The sequence below is a fragment of the Paraburkholderia sp. BL6665CI2N2 genome, assembly GCF_004366535.1.
Lineage (GTDB): Bacteria > Pseudomonadota > Gammaproteobacteria > Burkholderiales > Burkholderiaceae > Paraburkholderia.
Genome location: NZ_SORC01000003.1, coordinates 253487 through 269026, shown reverse-complemented (window position 1 = coordinate 269026; position 15540 = coordinate 253487). Strand labels below are relative to the sequence as shown.

General features: G+C 61.5%; 19 protein-coding genes. All 19 read left to right on the top strand.

From position 1 onward, the window contains the following. Nucleotides 1–13 precede the first annotated feature (13 nt). Entirely contained in the window at nt 14–268 is a 255-nt protein-coding gene (locus B0G81_RS42705; protein WP_134143999.1) for a hypothetical protein, read from the top strand. Continuing rightward, the gene (locus tag B0G81_RS42700) at nt 249–485 is read left to right on the top strand and encodes a DUF3717 domain-containing protein (RefSeq protein ID WP_106285490.1); all 237 of its coding nucleotides are present in this window, start codon (nt 249–251) and stop codon (nt 483–485) included. The genes B0G81_RS42705 and B0G81_RS42700 overlap by 20 nt, the downstream gene beginning before the upstream one ends. Then, nucleotides 482–1132 carry a type IV secretion system protein gene (locus tag B0G81_RS42695; RefSeq protein ID WP_134143998.1) on the top strand — a complete coding sequence of 217 codons (651 nt, stop codon included), beginning with the start codon at nt 482–484 and terminating at the stop codon, nt 1130–1132. Before B0G81_RS42700 ends, B0G81_RS42695 begins: the two co-directional genes overlap by 4 nt. A gap of 165 nt (nt 1133–1297) precedes the next feature. After that, entirely contained in the window at nt 1298–1630 is a 333-nt protein-coding gene (locus tag B0G81_RS42690) for a hypothetical protein (RefSeq protein WP_166679220.1), read from the top strand. Between the two features lies 1 nt (nt 1631). After that, a complete protein-coding gene (locus B0G81_RS42685; RefSeq protein WP_134143996.1) occupies nt 1632–2723 on the top strand; it encodes a type IV secretion system protein in 1092 nt (363 codons plus the stop codon). Next, nucleotides 2717–3424 (top strand): type IV secretion system protein, encoded by a 708-nt coding sequence (locus B0G81_RS42680; protein WP_134143995.1) that lies wholly within the window; start codon nt 2717–2719, stop codon nt 3422–3424. The genes B0G81_RS42685 and B0G81_RS42680 overlap by 7 nt, the downstream gene beginning before the upstream one ends. A 1-nt stretch (nt 3425) precedes the next feature. Beyond that, complete coding sequence (locus tag B0G81_RS42675) at nt 3426–3836, top strand: TrbG/VirB9 family P-type conjugative transfer protein (protein WP_134143994.1); 411 nt, start codon at nt 3426–3428, stop codon at nt 3834–3836. Nucleotides 3837–3853: 17 nt separating this feature from the next. Next, on the top strand, nt 3854–4630 hold the full coding sequence (locus B0G81_RS42670) for a TrbG/VirB9 family P-type conjugative transfer protein (RefSeq protein WP_134143993.1): 777 nt from the start codon (nt 3854–3856) through the stop codon (nt 4628–4630). 176 nt (nt 4631–4806) lie between these two features. Then, a complete protein-coding gene (locus B0G81_RS42665) occupies nt 4807–5880 on the top strand; it encodes a TrbI/VirB10 family protein (RefSeq protein WP_134143992.1) in 1074 nt (357 codons plus the stop codon). Beyond that, complete coding sequence (locus tag B0G81_RS42660; protein ID WP_134143991.1) at nt 5880–6140, top strand: hypothetical protein; 261 nt, start codon at nt 5880–5882, stop codon at nt 6138–6140. The genes B0G81_RS42665 and B0G81_RS42660 overlap by 1 nt, the downstream gene beginning before the upstream one ends. Nucleotide 6141: 1 nt before the next feature. Continuing rightward, complete coding sequence (gene virB11 / locus B0G81_RS42655) at nt 6142–7152, top strand: P-type DNA transfer ATPase VirB11 (RefSeq protein ID WP_134143990.1); 1011 nt, start codon at nt 6142–6144, stop codon at nt 7150–7152. After that, on the top strand, nt 7139–7945 hold the full coding sequence (locus B0G81_RS42650; RefSeq protein ID WP_134143989.1) for a lytic transglycosylase domain-containing protein: 807 nt from the start codon (nt 7139–7141) through the stop codon (nt 7943–7945). Before virB11 ends, B0G81_RS42650 begins: the two co-directional genes overlap by 14 nt. Beyond that, nucleotides 7935–8258: a hypothetical protein gene (locus tag B0G81_RS42645; RefSeq protein WP_134143988.1), complete on the top strand. Its 324-nt coding sequence runs from the start codon at nt 7935–7937 to the stop codon at nt 8256–8258. Before B0G81_RS42650 ends, B0G81_RS42645 begins: the two co-directional genes overlap by 11 nt. Nucleotides 8259–8272: 14 nt before the next feature. Then, nucleotides 8273–8926 carry a hypothetical protein gene (locus B0G81_RS45285; protein WP_243856934.1) on the top strand — a complete coding sequence of 218 codons (654 nt, stop codon included), beginning with the start codon at nt 8273–8275 and terminating at the stop codon, nt 8924–8926. 222 nt (nt 8927–9148) lie between these two features. Next, nucleotides 9149–9748, top strand: a complete 600-nt coding sequence (locus tag B0G81_RS42635; RefSeq protein ID WP_134143987.1) for a phospholipase D family protein — start codon at nt 9149–9151, stop codon at nt 9746–9748. 11 nt (nt 9749–9759) lie between these two features. Beyond that, nucleotides 9760–11232 (top strand): hypothetical protein, encoded by a 1473-nt coding sequence (locus B0G81_RS42630; protein ID WP_134143986.1) that lies wholly within the window; start codon nt 9760–9762, stop codon nt 11230–11232. A 4-nt stretch (nt 11233–11236) separates the two neighbouring features. Beyond that, nucleotides 11237–12907 (top strand): type IV secretion system DNA-binding domain-containing protein, encoded by a 1671-nt coding sequence (locus B0G81_RS42625; protein WP_134143985.1) that lies wholly within the window; start codon nt 11237–11239, stop codon nt 12905–12907. 22 nt (nt 12908–12929) lie between these two features. Continuing rightward, on the top strand, nt 12930–14222 hold the full coding sequence (locus tag B0G81_RS42620; protein WP_106285474.1) for a DUF1173 domain-containing protein: 1293 nt from the start codon (nt 12930–12932) through the stop codon (nt 14220–14222). Between the two features lie 604 nt (nt 14223–14826). Next, nucleotides 14827–15417: a hypothetical protein gene (locus B0G81_RS42615; protein ID WP_243856933.1), complete on the top strand. Its 591-nt coding sequence runs from the start codon at nt 14827–14829 to the stop codon at nt 15415–15417. The last annotated feature ends 123 nt before the right edge of the window (nt 15418–15540 follow it).

Genomic DNA, 15540 nt, shown 5'->3' with positions numbered 1-15540 from the left:
TGGAGGTGACCCTGTGATCGGACAGATTGCAATCGGCGTACTTGGTGCCGCGAGCGTTTTCCTGTCGCAGGACCGGCGCGAACACTGGCAGAAGTGGGCCTGCATCTGTGGACTTGCAGGGCAACCGTTCTGGTTCTGGATGGCGTGGGAATCGCAGCAGTACGGCGTACTCGCGCTTTGTTTTGTGTATGCATGGTCGTGGGCACGAGGCTTCAGGATGTACTGGATGGACAACCAGGAGCGGCGGCATGCAGTTCACGCTCGGTGAAATCGAAGGGGCGATCCACTGGTGGCGTGTGCGCGCGTCATCGGATGCCGGGTTTGCCGGCAGCGCCGTGGGATGTGCGCTGGCGCGACTTTACGGCGAGACGATCGCTGACCATCGCGTGGTGGCGGATAACGAACTCGACGACCTGCAGCGCGATGCTTTGCGCGTTTTCGTCCGGGTGTCGACCGTGCAACAGGAAACGGAGGTGCAGAGATGAAAGGTGCATTTGTGGCGGCCACTGCGGCGATGGCCATATCGACGTCAGCGTTCGCAACGGGCGTTCCCGTCGGTGACGCCGGGACGTGGACCGCGCTGGCCGCGCAGCTGGCCCAGCTCAAGCAGGAATACGACACGCTCAAGCAGCAATACGGCGCGGTAACCGGTTCATACGGGCGCGGCGGGCAGGGGTTGAGCGATGCAATTGACGCGTCGTCAATTGTTCCTGGCAGCTGGCAGGACGTTGTATCGCAGCAGAAGAGTGGCATCTACGGCAGCCGGCAGGCGACGTATGAAAAGGTGATGAACACGATGTCACCCGATGACTTCGCGGACAAGGGCGAGGGCGCGAACTACAGGATGAGTACCGACTCGGTTCGCTCAGCACTGGCTGGCGGTGAGTCGCTGTACGACGAGGCGCAAACGCACCTGCGTAATTTCCAGAACCTGTCGCAGCAGGTCGACACGACGCAGAACGTCAAGGATGCAGCCGATCTGCAGAACCGCATGTCGGCGGAGCTGGGCATGGCGCAGTCCGCGCAGACGAAATTGCAGGCCATCAACGCGAATCTGACGGCGAACCAGCTCAACGAGAGTAACCAGGCCACCGCAGAGCGCGAGAAGTTTTTCAGCAACGTATCGAAGTGAGGCATGACATGCGACGCATCGTTTTTTACCTCCTGTTCGCCGGCGCTGCGTGTCTGGCCGGTTGTGCACATTCCGGCGCGATATCGAAGTCACCGTGCGCCTGCGATTTTCATCCGGTCGGACAGCAGACCTGACAGGTGCGCGGTGACGCCCGGGAGCGCACGGGTGACTGACATTGGAGATGGGCATATGACGTGGGCAGGCAAACTCAGCTGGTTTCTTCTCACGGTCGCCGTCGTCGGATGCGGTGGCCTGATCGTGTACGTAGTGCGTACCGGCAGCACGGGAGGGGGCGCGGTCGAACCCCCTGCGCAGACAGTGCCGGCGTTCGAGCCGAAGACGCAAGCGTATTACCTTGCGCATCGCGCCGAGATGAAAGCGCGCGAAGACGATTGCACAAACCGCGGCATTAGCCCCTTTGCGGACACCCCGGAAGCACGCGACTGCAACGCCGCCGCTGAGGCCTCCAAGCAGATATTTTTTGGCCCGGGGAAGTGACATGGCTGATCCGGTAGATCAATTCATCCAGACATTGTTCGACAGCATCCCGTCGCGGACGGAAGCGTTTCTGTCGACCAACTACCCGGTGCTGGGGCATGCGGTCACGCAACCTGCGCTGTATCTCGCGATGATCTGGGTGGCAGTGAAGGTAGTCCGGGTCCATTCCGGGCGCGATCCCGCGGACGTGTGGCCTCTCGTGAGAATGCTGCTGACGATCATGTTCGTGTTCGCGGCACTGAACTGGGGAGGGCTCGCCGGACAGATTTTTCATTCATTCCAGGAGCTGCGCGACGACACGGTAAGTTCGCTGATGGGCGGGCAGTCGATGACACAGTATCTGGAGAACGACTACAACAAGTTTTCAGATGCATCGGGCCAGATGATGAAGCAGTCGATGCTCAAGATTGGCATCGTTCTTCTCGGATTGGCATTGCAGATCGTCAATTCAGCAATGGTCCTGATCGCTCTGGTCCTGAAGGTCGGGTCCGACATGGGCTTTGCGGTCACGATGCTGCTCTTTCCGCTGTTCGTGCCAACGTTGATGTGGAACAGCACGCGCGGATTCGGCATGAGCTGGTTCGCGGCGATGGCGAAGTTCGCTTTGGTCGGCATCCTGCTCGGTGTCATCGTGAAATTCAGCTTCGATATCACCGACCAGTTCGTCTCGAAGATGGATCCCAATGCGATGACGGCCAACGATGCCTTCGCGGCCATCATCATCGCCGGCGCAATAGCGCTTTTCATGGCCTTTACGATCCGCCCCCTCGCGTCCGCCCTGACATCGAGCGGCGCCGCCGGCAGCGGCATGGCGGACATGATCGGCGGCTTCATGATGTCCCAGATCATGTCGAAGTTTTCCGGTGGTGGGCGAGGCGGCGCCGGCGCGAATCCGGGTGCGGCGACTGCACTGACCGGTATCAGCAACACCCAGACTGCTCACGGCGCCCAGATTGCGCGAATCGAGCGGGCGTTGTCCTCGGGCGGCGCTACGAGCCCTTCAGGCATGTCGAGCCCATCGGGCGCCGGGCAACCGGGCGGCCCAGGCGGCACAGCGCCTTCGAGCGGCGCATCTGATGGAGGTCAATGGTGAGCGCGATTCTTCAGAAATCATCCAGAGCACGGAATGCGTCAGCGCCTGACGCACTGCCAGCTGAATCCTATGAAGCGATTCGCCTATCCCGGAATCGGGCCTATCTGCTCGCGCTGGTAGCGTGGCCAATCGCAGGCCTTGCGCTGGCTTCGATGGCCTACGACAAGGCTAATCAGGCGTATGTGCCACCCGTGGTGCTCACCCTTGACACGCACAACCACGTTGCAAAAAGCGAGATCGGCACACCGGCGGTGCTCAGTTCGAAAGATGCCGTGATCGAAAGCGAACTTGCTCGATACGTTACAGAACGTTACACGCTCGATCGCACGTTTCGCCAGGACCATATTGATTATGTTCGGCTGCATTCAGCCTCGGACGTGGCGGACCGCTTCAACCACGAGATGGATGCGAAGAACAGGGACAACCCGTACTACAGCATCGCCGATACGACAGTGCGCCGGGTGCGGGATGTTCGCGTTCGGATTCTCGACCGGGACGATCACAAAGCCGAAGCAACTTTCACGACCTACAACGACGGCAACGGCGACAGCAAGACGGTGTACTGGCACGTGCTGTTCCGCTATGACTTCGTGAAGCAGGCACTGACGCCGCAGAACCGCTACATCAACGGGACGGGCTTCATGGTGACCGGCTTCGAGCCGAACACAGAGCCGGGAGCGCTGGCCCCATCTGGAGGTTGAGATGCGAACAGTCAGGAGCGCCTTGACGGCAGTGGCGGTAGCTGCGGCGCTGTCGACCGTGGCTCATGCAGTAACCGCTGCTGATCCTGTCCTGCGCGGCACGGAGGGCAACGTGCGGCGCCTGCCGTACATGCCGGACCAGATCTACGACCTGACGGTTGCTGACAGGACCTTGCTGGCCATTGACTTTCCGCGCGACGAACACATCAAGGCTATCGCGCAAAGCACGGCCCCGGTCTTTCATGTTCAACGAACGGGCGACACGCTGCAGGTGACGGCAGACCGGCCGGGCGAAAAGATGGGACTGAACGTCACGACGACGCGCGGCACTTACCACCTGCAGATAGCGTCAATCGACGATGCGTTGCGCGCCGCGCATATCGTGCATTTCGTGACGCCCTCGGCGTACTAACCACGAGAGGGAACGACATGAAAACGATTCGCCACGGCATGCTGGCATGGTCAATTGGGATTGCGTGCGCCTGTGTGGGTGTGAATGCACAGGCGGCGAAAAATCCGCGCTGTGTGATCACGGACAACCGGGTATGCCAGCTTCAGTTCGATCCGAACCAGGTGTATGAAATCACCGGTGTCTATGGATACGCGACGACGATCGAATTCGCGCCTGGGGAGAAGATCCTTAACAAGGCGATCGGCGATTCTATCGGCTGGCAGGTTCTGAAGTTTCGGAATCATCTTGTGCTCAAACCGGTCGAGCCGGATGCGAGAACCAATCTGACGGTTACGACCAGCAATCACGTCTATTACTTCCGTCTGTCCAGTTCGAAGAATCCGGACCGCGCGACCTATGCGGTGCGCTTCATCTATCCGGCTGACGGAAACGATGGGTGGAGCGACGACTCGGGCGGTGTCTCCGACACATCCTATGCGCAACCTCGCATGGTCAACAGGAATTATCAGGTGTCGGGTGACGAAAGTTCGTTCGGGCTGCAGCGTGTGTTTGACGACGGGCAGTTCACTTACTTTCTGACCACGATCGGCAAGCCCAAGCCGAGCATCTACGTAGTGGACCGGGACGGGACCGAGGCGCTTGCGCCCATGCGCAGGGAAGGGCCGTACCTGGTGGTCGAGCAGATGGCTGACAAATTCACGCTACGCGATGGCGATCGCACATTGTGCGTGGCGCGCACGACGCAGGCTCAGGCGACGCAGGCGCAGCGTTTACCCTGGGGAGGCGGAAATTGAATACGCCTGACAACCCGAATGATCGTCCGCATGACAGCGGGCCGCCAGGCGGCGAGCCGGGCGGTGCAGGCGACAGCCTGAGCGAGCGCCGGCGCGCAGCTGATGCGCTGCGGCAGACGTCGCTCGCGGCCGATCCGGCGCGCGGCCGGCGCCAGACCTTCTTTACGGTCGCCGGCGTGATTCTGTTCCTGCTGTGTGCCGGTGGGTTCTACGCGATGAAGCATGACGCGCCGGCGCCGTCGGGCAGTTCCGACAAGCCGAAGATTGACGAAGACACAACGAAGGCCGCGCCGCTGGATGCTGGCCGGCAGAAACTTCCGGCGTCGATGGCGGCAGCCACGTCGGCACCAGCGTCAAGTTCGGGCGTTGATCCGGACGAAGCGCGACGGGCTGCGGAGCGTCAGCGTCAGGCGGCCGCAGCAGCCGAGCAGGCACGCAGAAAAGCCGAGGCAATGCATGAGGCGCGGATGAAGTCGGGTCTGTTTGGGTCAGACACGGGGGGCGATGGGTCGGACGATGCAGGTTCTGCTTCCGCTGATGGTCAGCAGAGTGAGACAGGGGTAGGCCGTCGTTCTGGCGGCGACGGGCCGAACGACCCGAATTCGGCCTTCGCGCGCAGTGTTTCGAGCGCGGGCGATTCGACGTCGAAGGCGCAAAAGGTCGACAACCTGCAATGCAGGATGGAGCCGGGCGCGATCCTCGAGGGCCACCTGGTGCCACGCATTATCTCGGACCTGCCTGGCTCAATCACAATCATGCTGGATCGGGATGCTTATGGGGAGCAGGGCCGGATTCCGCTGTTGCCGTGGGGCACGCGCATTACAGGCAAACCCAATTCGTCCGTGCGCAAGGGGCAGGAACGGACTTTCATTGCGAGCGCCGTCGCCTTGCGTCCGGACGGCGTCAAGATCCATGTCGACTCACCGGTTGCCGATCAGCTCGGATCGGCGGGCATCGATGCCGAAGTGGATAACCACGTCGGCCAGATCCTCGGCATGAGCGCAGCGTTGGCAATCCTTGGCGCGGGCGCATCGAATTACGGGGTGTCGTCCTCCGACCGCAATAACTCATCTGCGATGTACCGCGAGAACGTCCAGTCGTCGATGGCCCAGTCTTCGCAGCAGCTGTTGGGGGGCTACGTCAACATCCCGCCGACACTCAAAAACGACCAGGGCACGCGCGTGCGCATTCAGGTGGAGCACGAACTGGACTTTTCCGACTATTGCAAGCCGGGCGGCGAGGAGGATTGATGGCAACGGATCTCTCGCACGTTCAATGTGAAGCCGCAGCTAGCGAACTGCGCCGCCAGCTGGACGACGCGGTTGCCGACGCGTTGCAGGCACAGATCTTCAGGGACTTCACCCGGGATGGCGGACGGTATCTGATGCTCGCACAGGCGAAGCTTAAGGCCGTCGCCCGCCAATGTTTCGATGCGCAGGTGTGCCTCGATCGACCGGCCGTGCAGCAGGCCGGCGCGGTGGCTCGCGCTGAACGCATCCGGGGGCGCTGACATGTCGATCGTGCCGGCATTCTTCAATCGCACTGCGTCTATCCGGCCACTCTTCGATGACGCCGATGTCTCGGAGATCGTGGTAAATGGGCCGGGCGCCGTATGGGTGTCCAGGCGGGGCAGGCGCTTCATGGAACGGGTAGACACCCCCGTTCTGACTGAGAGCACGTTGCGGGACTTTGCCGAGCTGGTCGCGCATCACTCGGATCAGGAGACGGACGCGAGGCGCCCGCTGCTTGCGGCCTCGATCCCCTCGGAACTGACGGGAGAAGGTAATCGCGACTTCCGGATTCAGGTGGTTCAGCCGCCCGCTGTGCCGCCCGGCACGATCGCGATCGCGATCCGCAAACCGTCGACGCTCGATCTGACGATGCAGCACTACATCGACACGGGAGCCTTCGATCGGGTCAATGAACCATTGCCCGATTCCGAGGACACGGCGAGGAAGCTGTCAATGCTGTATCGCGACGGAGATTGGGCCGCCTTCCTGCGGCTCGCAGTCCAGACGAAAAAGAACATTGTGGTGAGCGCGCCGACTTTCGCCGGCAAGACCGAGCTCATCAACATGCTCCTTAAGGAGATCTCGCCGCACGAACGGATCGTCACCATTCAGGATGCACTCGAGCTGAGGCCGCCGCAACAGAATGTGGTGCACCTGGTGTATTCGCGTGGCAATCAGGGTACGGCACAGGTAACGCCAGTTGAATTGATGGAAGGGGCATTGCGGCTGTCGCCAGATCGCGTGATCCCGGGCGAACTGCGCGGCGCTGAAGCATACGTCGCACTCGAAATGCTCAATTCCGGTCACGGTGGCTGGATGACGACGCTGCACGCAACGAGCCCCGAGCACATGTTCGAACGGCTCGCGCAGATGGTCATGCGCTTTGGTTCGACCTTGCAGCGCGCCGAGATTATTGACTATGCCCGCAGTCTCATCGACGTCGTGGTGCAGATGCATCGCTATGACGACGGGGTGCGGGGAATCAGCAAGGTGCTCTATGTCCCGCATTAAATTGCCCTTCGCGCCACTGGCGGTATGCCTGATGTTGCCGTCCGTCCACGCATCACAAGCGGATACGCAGGCCGTGTCCTCATCGGTTCCGGCGTCCTTTGTCTCTCTGGCCCAAGAGTGCGCCCCTGACGTTCATCATGCGCTGCTGGGACGCGTGGCGACAGTCGAGAGCAGCGGCAATCCATTCGCGATCGGCGTCGTCGGTGGCCATCTTGCGCGACAGCCAAAGAACCTTCCGGAAGCGCTGGCCACCGTCAAGGCACTCGACGCGGGTGGCTGGAATTACAGCATGGGACTGGTGCAGGTCAACGTACACAACCTGGCGCGTTACGGACAGACCGCAGAGAGCATTTTCGAGCCCTGCACGAACCTCAGGACTGGTGCCGCGATTCTAAAAGCGTGCTATGCCCGCGCGAAGCCGCAATTTGCGCAGGCTGATGACGCGGTACGTGCGGCGCTGTCCTGTTATTACAGCGGCGATCTGACGCGGGGCGCCGCCTATGCACAAAAGGTGGCGGCTGCCGTCCCGGCGTCCGGTGTGCAGGGGGCGCAGCCGATTGAGGTCGTTCCAGACGTTCGCCCTGCAGGTGGACCCGCACGACGCGCGGCGGCACGGCCAGGGCGCGCCGCAAAGTCCGCGGCCAAAGACGACTGGTTCACGACCTATGGGGACGACGATGAAGACGGTCAGCTCAATGGACAGCCCAATGGACCGATCAGCGGCCAGCTCACCGGCCAGGTGAGCGATACGCGCAGGGCAGTGCGTGCACCCGGAGTGGTCGATGATCAATAACCGGTACCGGCTACTCGCTGCGGCCCTGGTGCTGGACGGCTATGCCGTCACGGCGGCCGTGGCGGCGTCGCAATGGTGGCGTCACTTGCCTGGGGCCGGAGTGCAATTCGCGGCGCTCATGGTGCCGATGTCTTTTTATCTGATGGCGCGACTGATGCGGGAGAGCGGTGTCTGGATCCTGCTGCCGCCCGTGGTTGCCTTGATGTGGCTGGCTGCAGTGGCCGCGTCGCCGCTCTGTTTGCTGGGTCTGGCCGTGCGTAACACGTGGGGTGCCTGGCGAACCATGAGGGTCGGGCGCAAGGCGCTTACCTGAGAAGGAGGTGGGGTATGACGATTAAAAACGGAAGCAGGCTGATGCTGGTCATGTCGGTGCTCGCTGCTGGTGGTCACGCCGGCATGGCCCGTGCCGATGACGACTACGGATGCCGCATTGTGATCTGCCTGGGCAACCCCTCATCGAATGGCGGCCCGTGGGCGCCGTCTACCTGCGGGCCGGCGATGGATCATCTGATGGACGATCTCCGCCACGGCCGCGGCTGGCCGCAGTGTAAAGACTCGGACATGAGCGTCCGTCAGAACAACACGCGGTACGATCCATGCCCTGCTGGCACAACGGCCGCGGCGGCCGGTGCGTGGGTGGCCGAAGGGCAACGTAAGGCCGGGGCCCGTCCATATAGCGGCATGGGTGGTTTCGCACTTGTCGGAACGCCGAAGCCTTCCGTGGCGGATCTCAACAGCGGTTACGCGTATTACGGGCCGCAGGCCTGTGTGGGCAGCCAGGTCGGTGCATATCACGTGTACGGCGATCCTGCGGTTGATGCGTCAGCTGTCGGCTGGCGAAACGCGCGGGACGGTGGTGGATACGACGGCGATCCAGTCACCGTCACGGTGTATGACCACATCGTCTGGCAACAGCCGCAATCGCCGAACGCGGTCGACGTGTACGAAGCCGGCCAGTTCCAGACACGAATTCATTACTAACAGGGTGGCGTGGATGACTTTCGCGGCAGCGCATGGTTGGACACGGATTGGTCCGTATGAACTGGTTCATCCGACTGGATGGCGAATTGCCAGTTGCATTATTCAGGGTAAGCCTGGACACATTCTTTGGCACGGTGGCGAGACGCAAGGAAATTTTTCTAGTGTTGACGTGGCCGTCGCAAAGCACGTCGAGTTATTGGGTCAGGGCCGGTGAGGGCGAGGATGAGCAGACTCTACCGTTCTCTCAGTTCTGCAGCCGTCACGTCGGCCCTGGCGGTTTTTGCCTTTCCCTTTCTGACCTACGCGAGCAGTGTCCAAGCGGCATGTGTAGCCCCTGACGGTCCCGCAATCGACACGGGTTTTTCGCCGGAAGGTTCTGCCGAACGGCTGGTTCTCAAAGCCATCTGTACGGCCCGGCATTCAGTGCACCTGTCGGCGTACAGCTTTACGTCGCCGGCGATCGTGCAGGCGCTGATCGACGCGCATCGGCGCGGCGTTGACGTGGCGGTGGTTGCCGATCGGAAGAGCAATCTTGTCGAGGATCGCAGCGGCAAAGGCCGCATCGCGCTCGATCTTCTGTCGGGTGCGGGCGTAGGTGTCCGGACGATCGACGTGTATCCGATCCATCACGACAAATTCATGGTGATCGACGGTGAATCGGTCGAGACGGGCAGCTTCAATTTCACGACGTCGGCCGCTAGGTACAACAGCGAAAACGCCGTGGTGATGTGGCATGTGCCGGTGGTCGCGCAGGCGTATCAGCAGCACTGGCAAAGCCGGTTTAACCAAGGGCGCCCCTGGTCCGGGCAGGCGTCGAACTGACGGAGGTTTTTATGTTTGAAGACACCGTATTGCGGTTTAGCGACAAGGAGCGTCAGCAACAGCTTGCGGAGCAGGAACAGGCGCTTGCGCAGCGTCGCGCGAGCCTCGAGGCGCGTCAGAAGAATCTTGCATACCGGCAGGACTGGCTTAAAAGGGAGCCGCACGCAGTCGCGCAGGCGGTCGAGCGCGAGGACCAGCAGCGCCGTGAAGACAGGCAGCTCGCGACCGATGCCAAGGCGCTCAAGACACGCTTCGGCCTGAAGGAAGGTGATCTGATCGACACGGCCGCGATGCGGGGTGCGCTCGAGCAGGCGTTAGCCGAAAAAGAAGTCGAGCAGGCGGAGCGGGCCGAGCAGATTACCGATCGGGCGTCGCTTCTATCGGGTCTGAGCAAGCTGGCGCTGATCGATGCGAAGAAGACCGCCGAGATCCTGCATGCGAACAAGGATCTGAATGTGGCGCGCGAATGGAGCCGGCAGGAAATTGCCGACATGTTCGCGAAAGCGCAGGCGCGCGTCGACGACAAGGGCACGCACACCTATCCCAAGACGCTCGATGGCTGGGCGAAATCGCTGGAAGCCCGCAATCGTGAGCTGGAGCTTGCCGAGATCAAGCTCGATGCGCAGGAGCAGGCATTGCGGGCGCAGGTGCGCCGTGCGATCGAGGGATCGGAGAAGTCCGCAGCGCAGCCCGTCGCGGAGCAGGCCGCGCAGAAGGCCGCAGACCGCACGGTCGAAGTAACGGCAGGCAAGGCTGTGGCAGCGGGCGCGAAAGAGAGCGTCAGTATTGATACGTCGCTGGAGACCTTGAAAGATCCGGCTAAATTTGCGGCGACTGTCGATACGGTCGCGAGGACCTCGGCGGTCAGTGCGGAACAGGCCAAAGCCACACTTGAAATGCTGCGCGAAATGAGGGAAGCCAACGCGGGCAGGGCGCCTGCAGCGGGGAAACCTGACAAGGCCGCGATCGAAGCTGCGCGCAATGCGTTCTTCTCGCGCGGCAGTGGGAAGAGTATGGCGGCCGTCGGGAAGGTAACAGAGAAGGCCGCGGAGAAACCGACGGCGGAAAAGTCGAACGTCATCGAAATGGGCGCCGGAAAGCGAACGCTGTCCGTTGCGCCAGTTGGGAACAGTGGCCAGCCACCGGAGGCAAGGACGTCCGTCGACGGGGTTGCGGGTTTCAGGAAACTTGGCCGGAACAAAACGAAGGATGCCGCCGACCGGGGCGCTCCAGATGCCGGCAATTCGGCTGACGCTGGCAAGACGCAGCAGGCGGACGGTGCCCGCGTCGTGCGTGCAGAGACGGGCCCGCGTAAGAAATTTGCGGAGTTAAATGCGCATGAAAAGCTTGAGCGTCGCGCCGAGTTCTTCGGGAACCTGCGCGAGTCGGCCGGCTTTACGCGCGATGGCAAGCAGGCAGTCTCGGAGCGGGCCAAGGAGGCCGTCAGGCCGGGAAAGCAACGTGAAGGGCACGGGATCGGCTAAAAACATGCAAAAGCACGAAATCGTGATGATGCAGTGGGCGGGCGCGGTGCTCACGCTCGTTCTTGGCCTTTGCGTGTCCTTCACTTTGGCAGGGTATCCGCCGCTGCCGTTTCCTGCGGGGATCATTCACGGCTTCATGGCCGCCGTGCATGATCCCCTGCTTTTCTGGGGTGCTGTGCCGGGTGTGGCTCTTGCAGCGGGTGCCGCATGGGCGTGCCATGAATACCTGTTCAACGGCTTTGAAGGCTACCGGTACGCCAGATTTATCCGTGGCACGAAGATGGAAAACCGGCATCAGCTGAGCAACCGGATCACGCGACATAACAACCAGTACCGCAAACAGGCCGTGAAGCATGGCGATGCACCGCGCGCGCCAGTCGCGGTGTGTGGTGTCGAGATGCCGACGGATCTGGAAACGCAGAACCTGATCATCGTGGGCGCGCCCGGCACCGGGAAGAGTCAGGCAATCAATGGCCTGGTCGCGTCGGCACTGCACCGTGGTGACCGCATGGTGGTGGTCGATCCGAACGGTTCGCTCATGTCGCGTTTCTATCTGCCTGGCGATGTGGTGATCAACCCGTACGACGCTCGATGCGTCGGCTGGTCGCTGTTCAACGAGGTCGATCACGGCTTCGACTTCGAACGCCTCGCGCATTCGGCGATTCCGCCTCAGAACGGGGATCAGGCCGAAGAATGGGCAGGGTATGCGCGTGCAGTGCTCGCTGACACGATGAACAAGCTTGACCAGGACGACATGCGCGACATGGTGACGCTGACGGATCTGCTTGTGCGTGAGCAGCGCCCTGTGTTGCAGAAGTATCTCGAAGACACGGATTCGGTGGGGTTCTTCGCGAAAGATGCAGACCGGGCGACGGCCAGCATCATCTTTACGCTGAACAGGTACATCCGGCCACTGCGGCGCATTCCCGATGGCGATTTCTCAATCCGGCGCTGGATGGGCAATGAAAACGGCGGGAACATCTGGCTTACGTGGCGCGAGGATCAGCGCACGGCGCTGGGTCCGACGATCCCGGTTTGGCTCGATCTGATCTACGCGATGATCCTCAGCGAAGCGCCGACTTTCGACCGGCGACTGTGGGTATACAAGGACGAACTCGCCTCGCTCGGCCGCCTCTACAGTTTCGAGGCTGCGGTCTCGAAGGGGCGCAAACATGGACTGTGTGTGGTTGGAGGTGTTCAGGATCTCGTCCAGATGGACATGCAGCTGGGCGAACTTCCCGCGAAGGCTGTGCTGTCGTGCTTCCGCAGCCTGCTTGCGATGGGCGGCGCCAATGCCCTGACGACCAGACGCATGTCCGAGATGATCGGCACGCACGAAGTGGAGCGCCATCCGATCGGCGTGCAGGGACAGCTGCGTATCAATACGCGCGAGCGCCGGCGAGAGTCGGAGCATGTCGTCACGTCGTCGCAGATATCGAACCTGCCCGACCTGAACGGCTACCTGAAATACGGCAAGGATTGGCCTCTTGCAAAGATCCGGTTCGGCGCGCGCGACTATCCGGTGCGTGTGCCTGCTTACATCGAGGTACTCCGGCGCGACGTTCTTCCGTCAACCGCTGTTCCCGAAGCTGTTAATCCAGCGCCTGCTTCGCAGGGTGAACCCTGGGCGAATGCAATCATCATCGGCGCGCCCCTTCCTTCAACGCAGTCGTAGAGACATCGACAGAGGTAACGCCATGAGCGAGTTTCGATTCGACGACGTGATTGTTGCGGCTGATGCCGGCGACCTGCAGACGTATCTTGCCGATGCGCACGGCGAGAAGGTTCGGCCACTGTGCATGTGTACGCCGGTCGGCGTCCCGATGTATGTCGCAAAAGTCGGCGCACACTATGTGATCAAGCGCATGCCGAATACGGGAGGTGCACATGCGCCGGACTGTGCGTCCTACGAGCCGCCGGCGGAACTCTCCGGACTGGGCGAGGTGAAAGGTGAGGCTATTCGGGAGAACATCGAGGACGGTATTACCACGCTCAGGCTCGATTTCAGCCTGTCGAAGTCCGGTGGTAAAACGGCGGCGGCACCTTCAGGCGTAGCGGCCGACACGGTTCGCACAGACGGCGCAAAGCTGACGTTGCGCGGCACCTTGCACTACCTCTGGGAAGAAGCTGGGCTGAATCGCTGGTATCCGGCGATGGAGGGCAAGCGCAGATGGTACGTCGTGCGCAAATTTCTGCTGCAGGCTGCGGCCGGCAAGGTGTCCAGGGGGGAGCCGCTGGGGCGGTCACTGTATGTGCCAGAGTCGTTCTCGCTGGAGCATGCGGAAGGCATTGCACAGCGCCGCATCGCTCACATGGCAGAGCTGGCCATCAACAGGAAAGCCCGCAAACTGATGATCGCGATCGGAGAAGTGAAGGAGATTGTGGAGTCGCGCTATGGCTTCAAGATCGTCGCAAAACACCTTCCTGACTTTCCGTTCATGCTGAGTGAGGATCTGCATCGGCGACTGCAGAAGCGTTTTGCGAATGAACTGGCGCTGTGGGACAGCATTGAGGAGGCGCACCTCGTGTTAATTGCAACGTTCGGGCTAAGTCCGACCGGGATCGCAACGATCGAGACGCTGGCCCTCATGGTCGTGTCGTCCAACTGGATTCCATTCGAGCACGCTTACGACAAGCTGATGCTCGATGCGCTCACGGCGCACAAGCGCCGCTTCGTAAAGGGCCTTCGTTACAACCTGGAGGAAAACAAGCCGCTCGCCTGCGCGGTGCTGGCTGATGTGTTACCGAAGCCCGTTGCGCTGTATGTGCAGCCGCCCGGCGTGGAACAGGAAGACGAGGATGCTTTGTCGAGCTTGCTCGACAACAGCGATATGCCGTCATGGATCTGGCGTGCCGGCGAAGAGATGCCGGAGTTGCCGCCGCCGTCGTTGGGTCAGGCTACGAAACCGTTAGGCCGTCCAGCCGATGCTTTGGACGAAGTCTATGCGTCCGCGGGCGCATCGTCATCGAAACAGGAGACTGCAAGGTGAGAAGCGGCTTGCTGACTCCGCATCGACCGGAAATTATTTCTATGTTCAGCAGGAGTGCATAGCGCACGACAAATCGGAACTCACAAAAGAAAAACCCTCGCCTGGCAGCGAGGGTAGTTCTTGACGACAGCCAGCACCGAAAAGAGTGCTAGATGCATCAACTTCAGTGACTGAAGTCGATTCTAGCAATTACTCATTCGGTGTCAAGCGTCGTCGGTGAGCGTTTGATCGCAAAAGATGAGTGACCCATGAATCGACGACTTCCCAAAGGGGCCAGACGGTGCCTTTCCGTTCCTGACGCAATGTCTGCGACACTGCGCTCGATGAGGCGACGCCGGCGAAGGGCGTTTCGCTGCCCGGTTTTCTGATCCTACGCTGCATCTGCCCCGGAATGTCCGGTCACCTGCATGCTCGTCGGGTCGCGGCACTCCCGCCCGGGCTACCCACCCCTCCGAGGACAGGGGCGGGCGGGATTCCACGTGTGCTGACCGAACTCATGCACCGCCTTGGACGCTATCTCGACGCGCCGGATGACTGGTTGCCGAGTCTGAACCGGGCAAACGGCTCGACACGCCAGCAACGGACTGAACGAAGCGTTGCCTGCGTGCAGCTGCTGCGCGCGAGTCTCAAATACCTCGATCTGGTGACCATGCGCGTAGGTGTCCCGTCAGTGGGACGCGGGATGCAGAACGTGACGCTGCGCTTTCTCGCCGGGCAAGCCGGGCTTGATATGCGTCGTGCGGAGCGCGCGACGCGTGACCTGCAGGCAGCGGGGTTGACCTCGGCGCGATCACGCTGCGAGCGCGGGGAGGACGGTAGCTTTAAAGGGCTTGCCGCAATCAGATATCTATCGGAAGCACTGTTTGGCGCATTCGGCCTCGCCAAGTGGTTGCGGCACGAGCGCAGCAAGGCTGCGCTGCGCCAGCAACTGCGTACAGCCGCTGACGCCAAACAGTGCCGTCGCAACACGCGCGAAAATGCGCGTGGCCAATTGTGGCTCGAAAGCCTGAAAAATCGCGTGTCAAAATGCCCCGACCCGGCGCGGTCGGCGCCGGATGACGGAGACGCCGGTCTTGCCGCCGAGTTCGAGCGCCAGGTTCAGATCCGGGCCGGCCAGATCAAGCAGAACAATCCTTCCCTCGACCGTGACGCTTGTTTCAGGCTTGCGCGCCAGCAGCTGGTACCTCCCCGATAGTTCTATCTTCACGTGTTTTCTCTGACGACCCGCTTGCCGCGAGGAACGGGCACGTCCGGATGGGCCGTGCAGCGGCCGACTGGCACGGTGAGCGCGTATCCAGCACATCCAAACGCAGAAATC

Excerpts from the sequence above, each read along its gene's own strand:
- B0G81_RS42700 (WP_106285490.1), top strand. The coding sequence starts at position 249 with ATGCAGTTCACGCTCGGTGAAATCGAAGGGGCGATCCACTGGTGGCGT.
- B0G81_RS42695 (WP_134143998.1), top strand. The coding sequence starts at position 482 with ATGAAAGGTGCATTTGTGGCGGCCACTGCGGCGATGGCCATATCGACG.
- B0G81_RS42685 (WP_134143996.1), top strand. The coding sequence starts at position 1,632 with ATGGCTGATCCGGTAGATCAATTCATCCAGACATTGTTCGACAGCATC.
- B0G81_RS42680 (WP_134143995.1), top strand. The coding sequence starts at position 2,717 with ATGGTGAGCGCGATTCTTCAGAAATCATCCAGAGCACGGAATGCGTCA.
- B0G81_RS42675 (WP_134143994.1), top strand. The coding sequence starts at position 3,426 with ATGCGAACAGTCAGGAGCGCCTTGACGGCAGTGGCGGTAGCTGCGGCG.
- B0G81_RS42670 (WP_134143993.1), top strand. The coding sequence starts at position 3,854 with ATGAAAACGATTCGCCACGGCATGCTGGCATGGTCAATTGGGATTGCG.
- B0G81_RS42660 (WP_134143991.1), top strand. The coding sequence starts at position 5,880 with ATGGCAACGGATCTCTCGCACGTTCAATGTGAAGCCGCAGCTAGCGAA.
- virB11 (WP_134143990.1), top strand. The coding sequence starts at position 6,142 with ATGTCGATCGTGCCGGCATTCTTCAATCGCACTGCGTCTATCCGGCCA.
- B0G81_RS42650 (WP_134143989.1), top strand. The coding sequence starts at position 7,139 with ATGTCCCGCATTAAATTGCCCTTCGCGCCACTGGCGGTATGCCTGATG.
- B0G81_RS42645 (WP_134143988.1), top strand. The coding sequence starts at position 7,935 with ATGATCAATAACCGGTACCGGCTACTCGCTGCGGCCCTGGTGCTGGAC.
- B0G81_RS45285 (WP_243856934.1), top strand. The coding sequence starts at position 8,273 with ATGACGATTAAAAACGGAAGCAGGCTGATGCTGGTCATGTCGGTGCTC.
- B0G81_RS42635 (WP_134143987.1), top strand. The coding sequence starts at position 9,149 with ATGAGCAGACTCTACCGTTCTCTCAGTTCTGCAGCCGTCACGTCGGCC.
- B0G81_RS42630 (WP_134143986.1), top strand. The coding sequence starts at position 9,760 with ATGTTTGAAGACACCGTATTGCGGTTTAGCGACAAGGAGCGTCAGCAA.
- B0G81_RS42625 (WP_134143985.1), top strand. The coding sequence starts at position 11,237 with ATGCAAAAGCACGAAATCGTGATGATGCAGTGGGCGGGCGCGGTGCTC.
- B0G81_RS42620 (WP_106285474.1), top strand. The coding sequence starts at position 12,930 with ATGAGCGAGTTTCGATTCGACGACGTGATTGTTGCGGCTGATGCCGGC.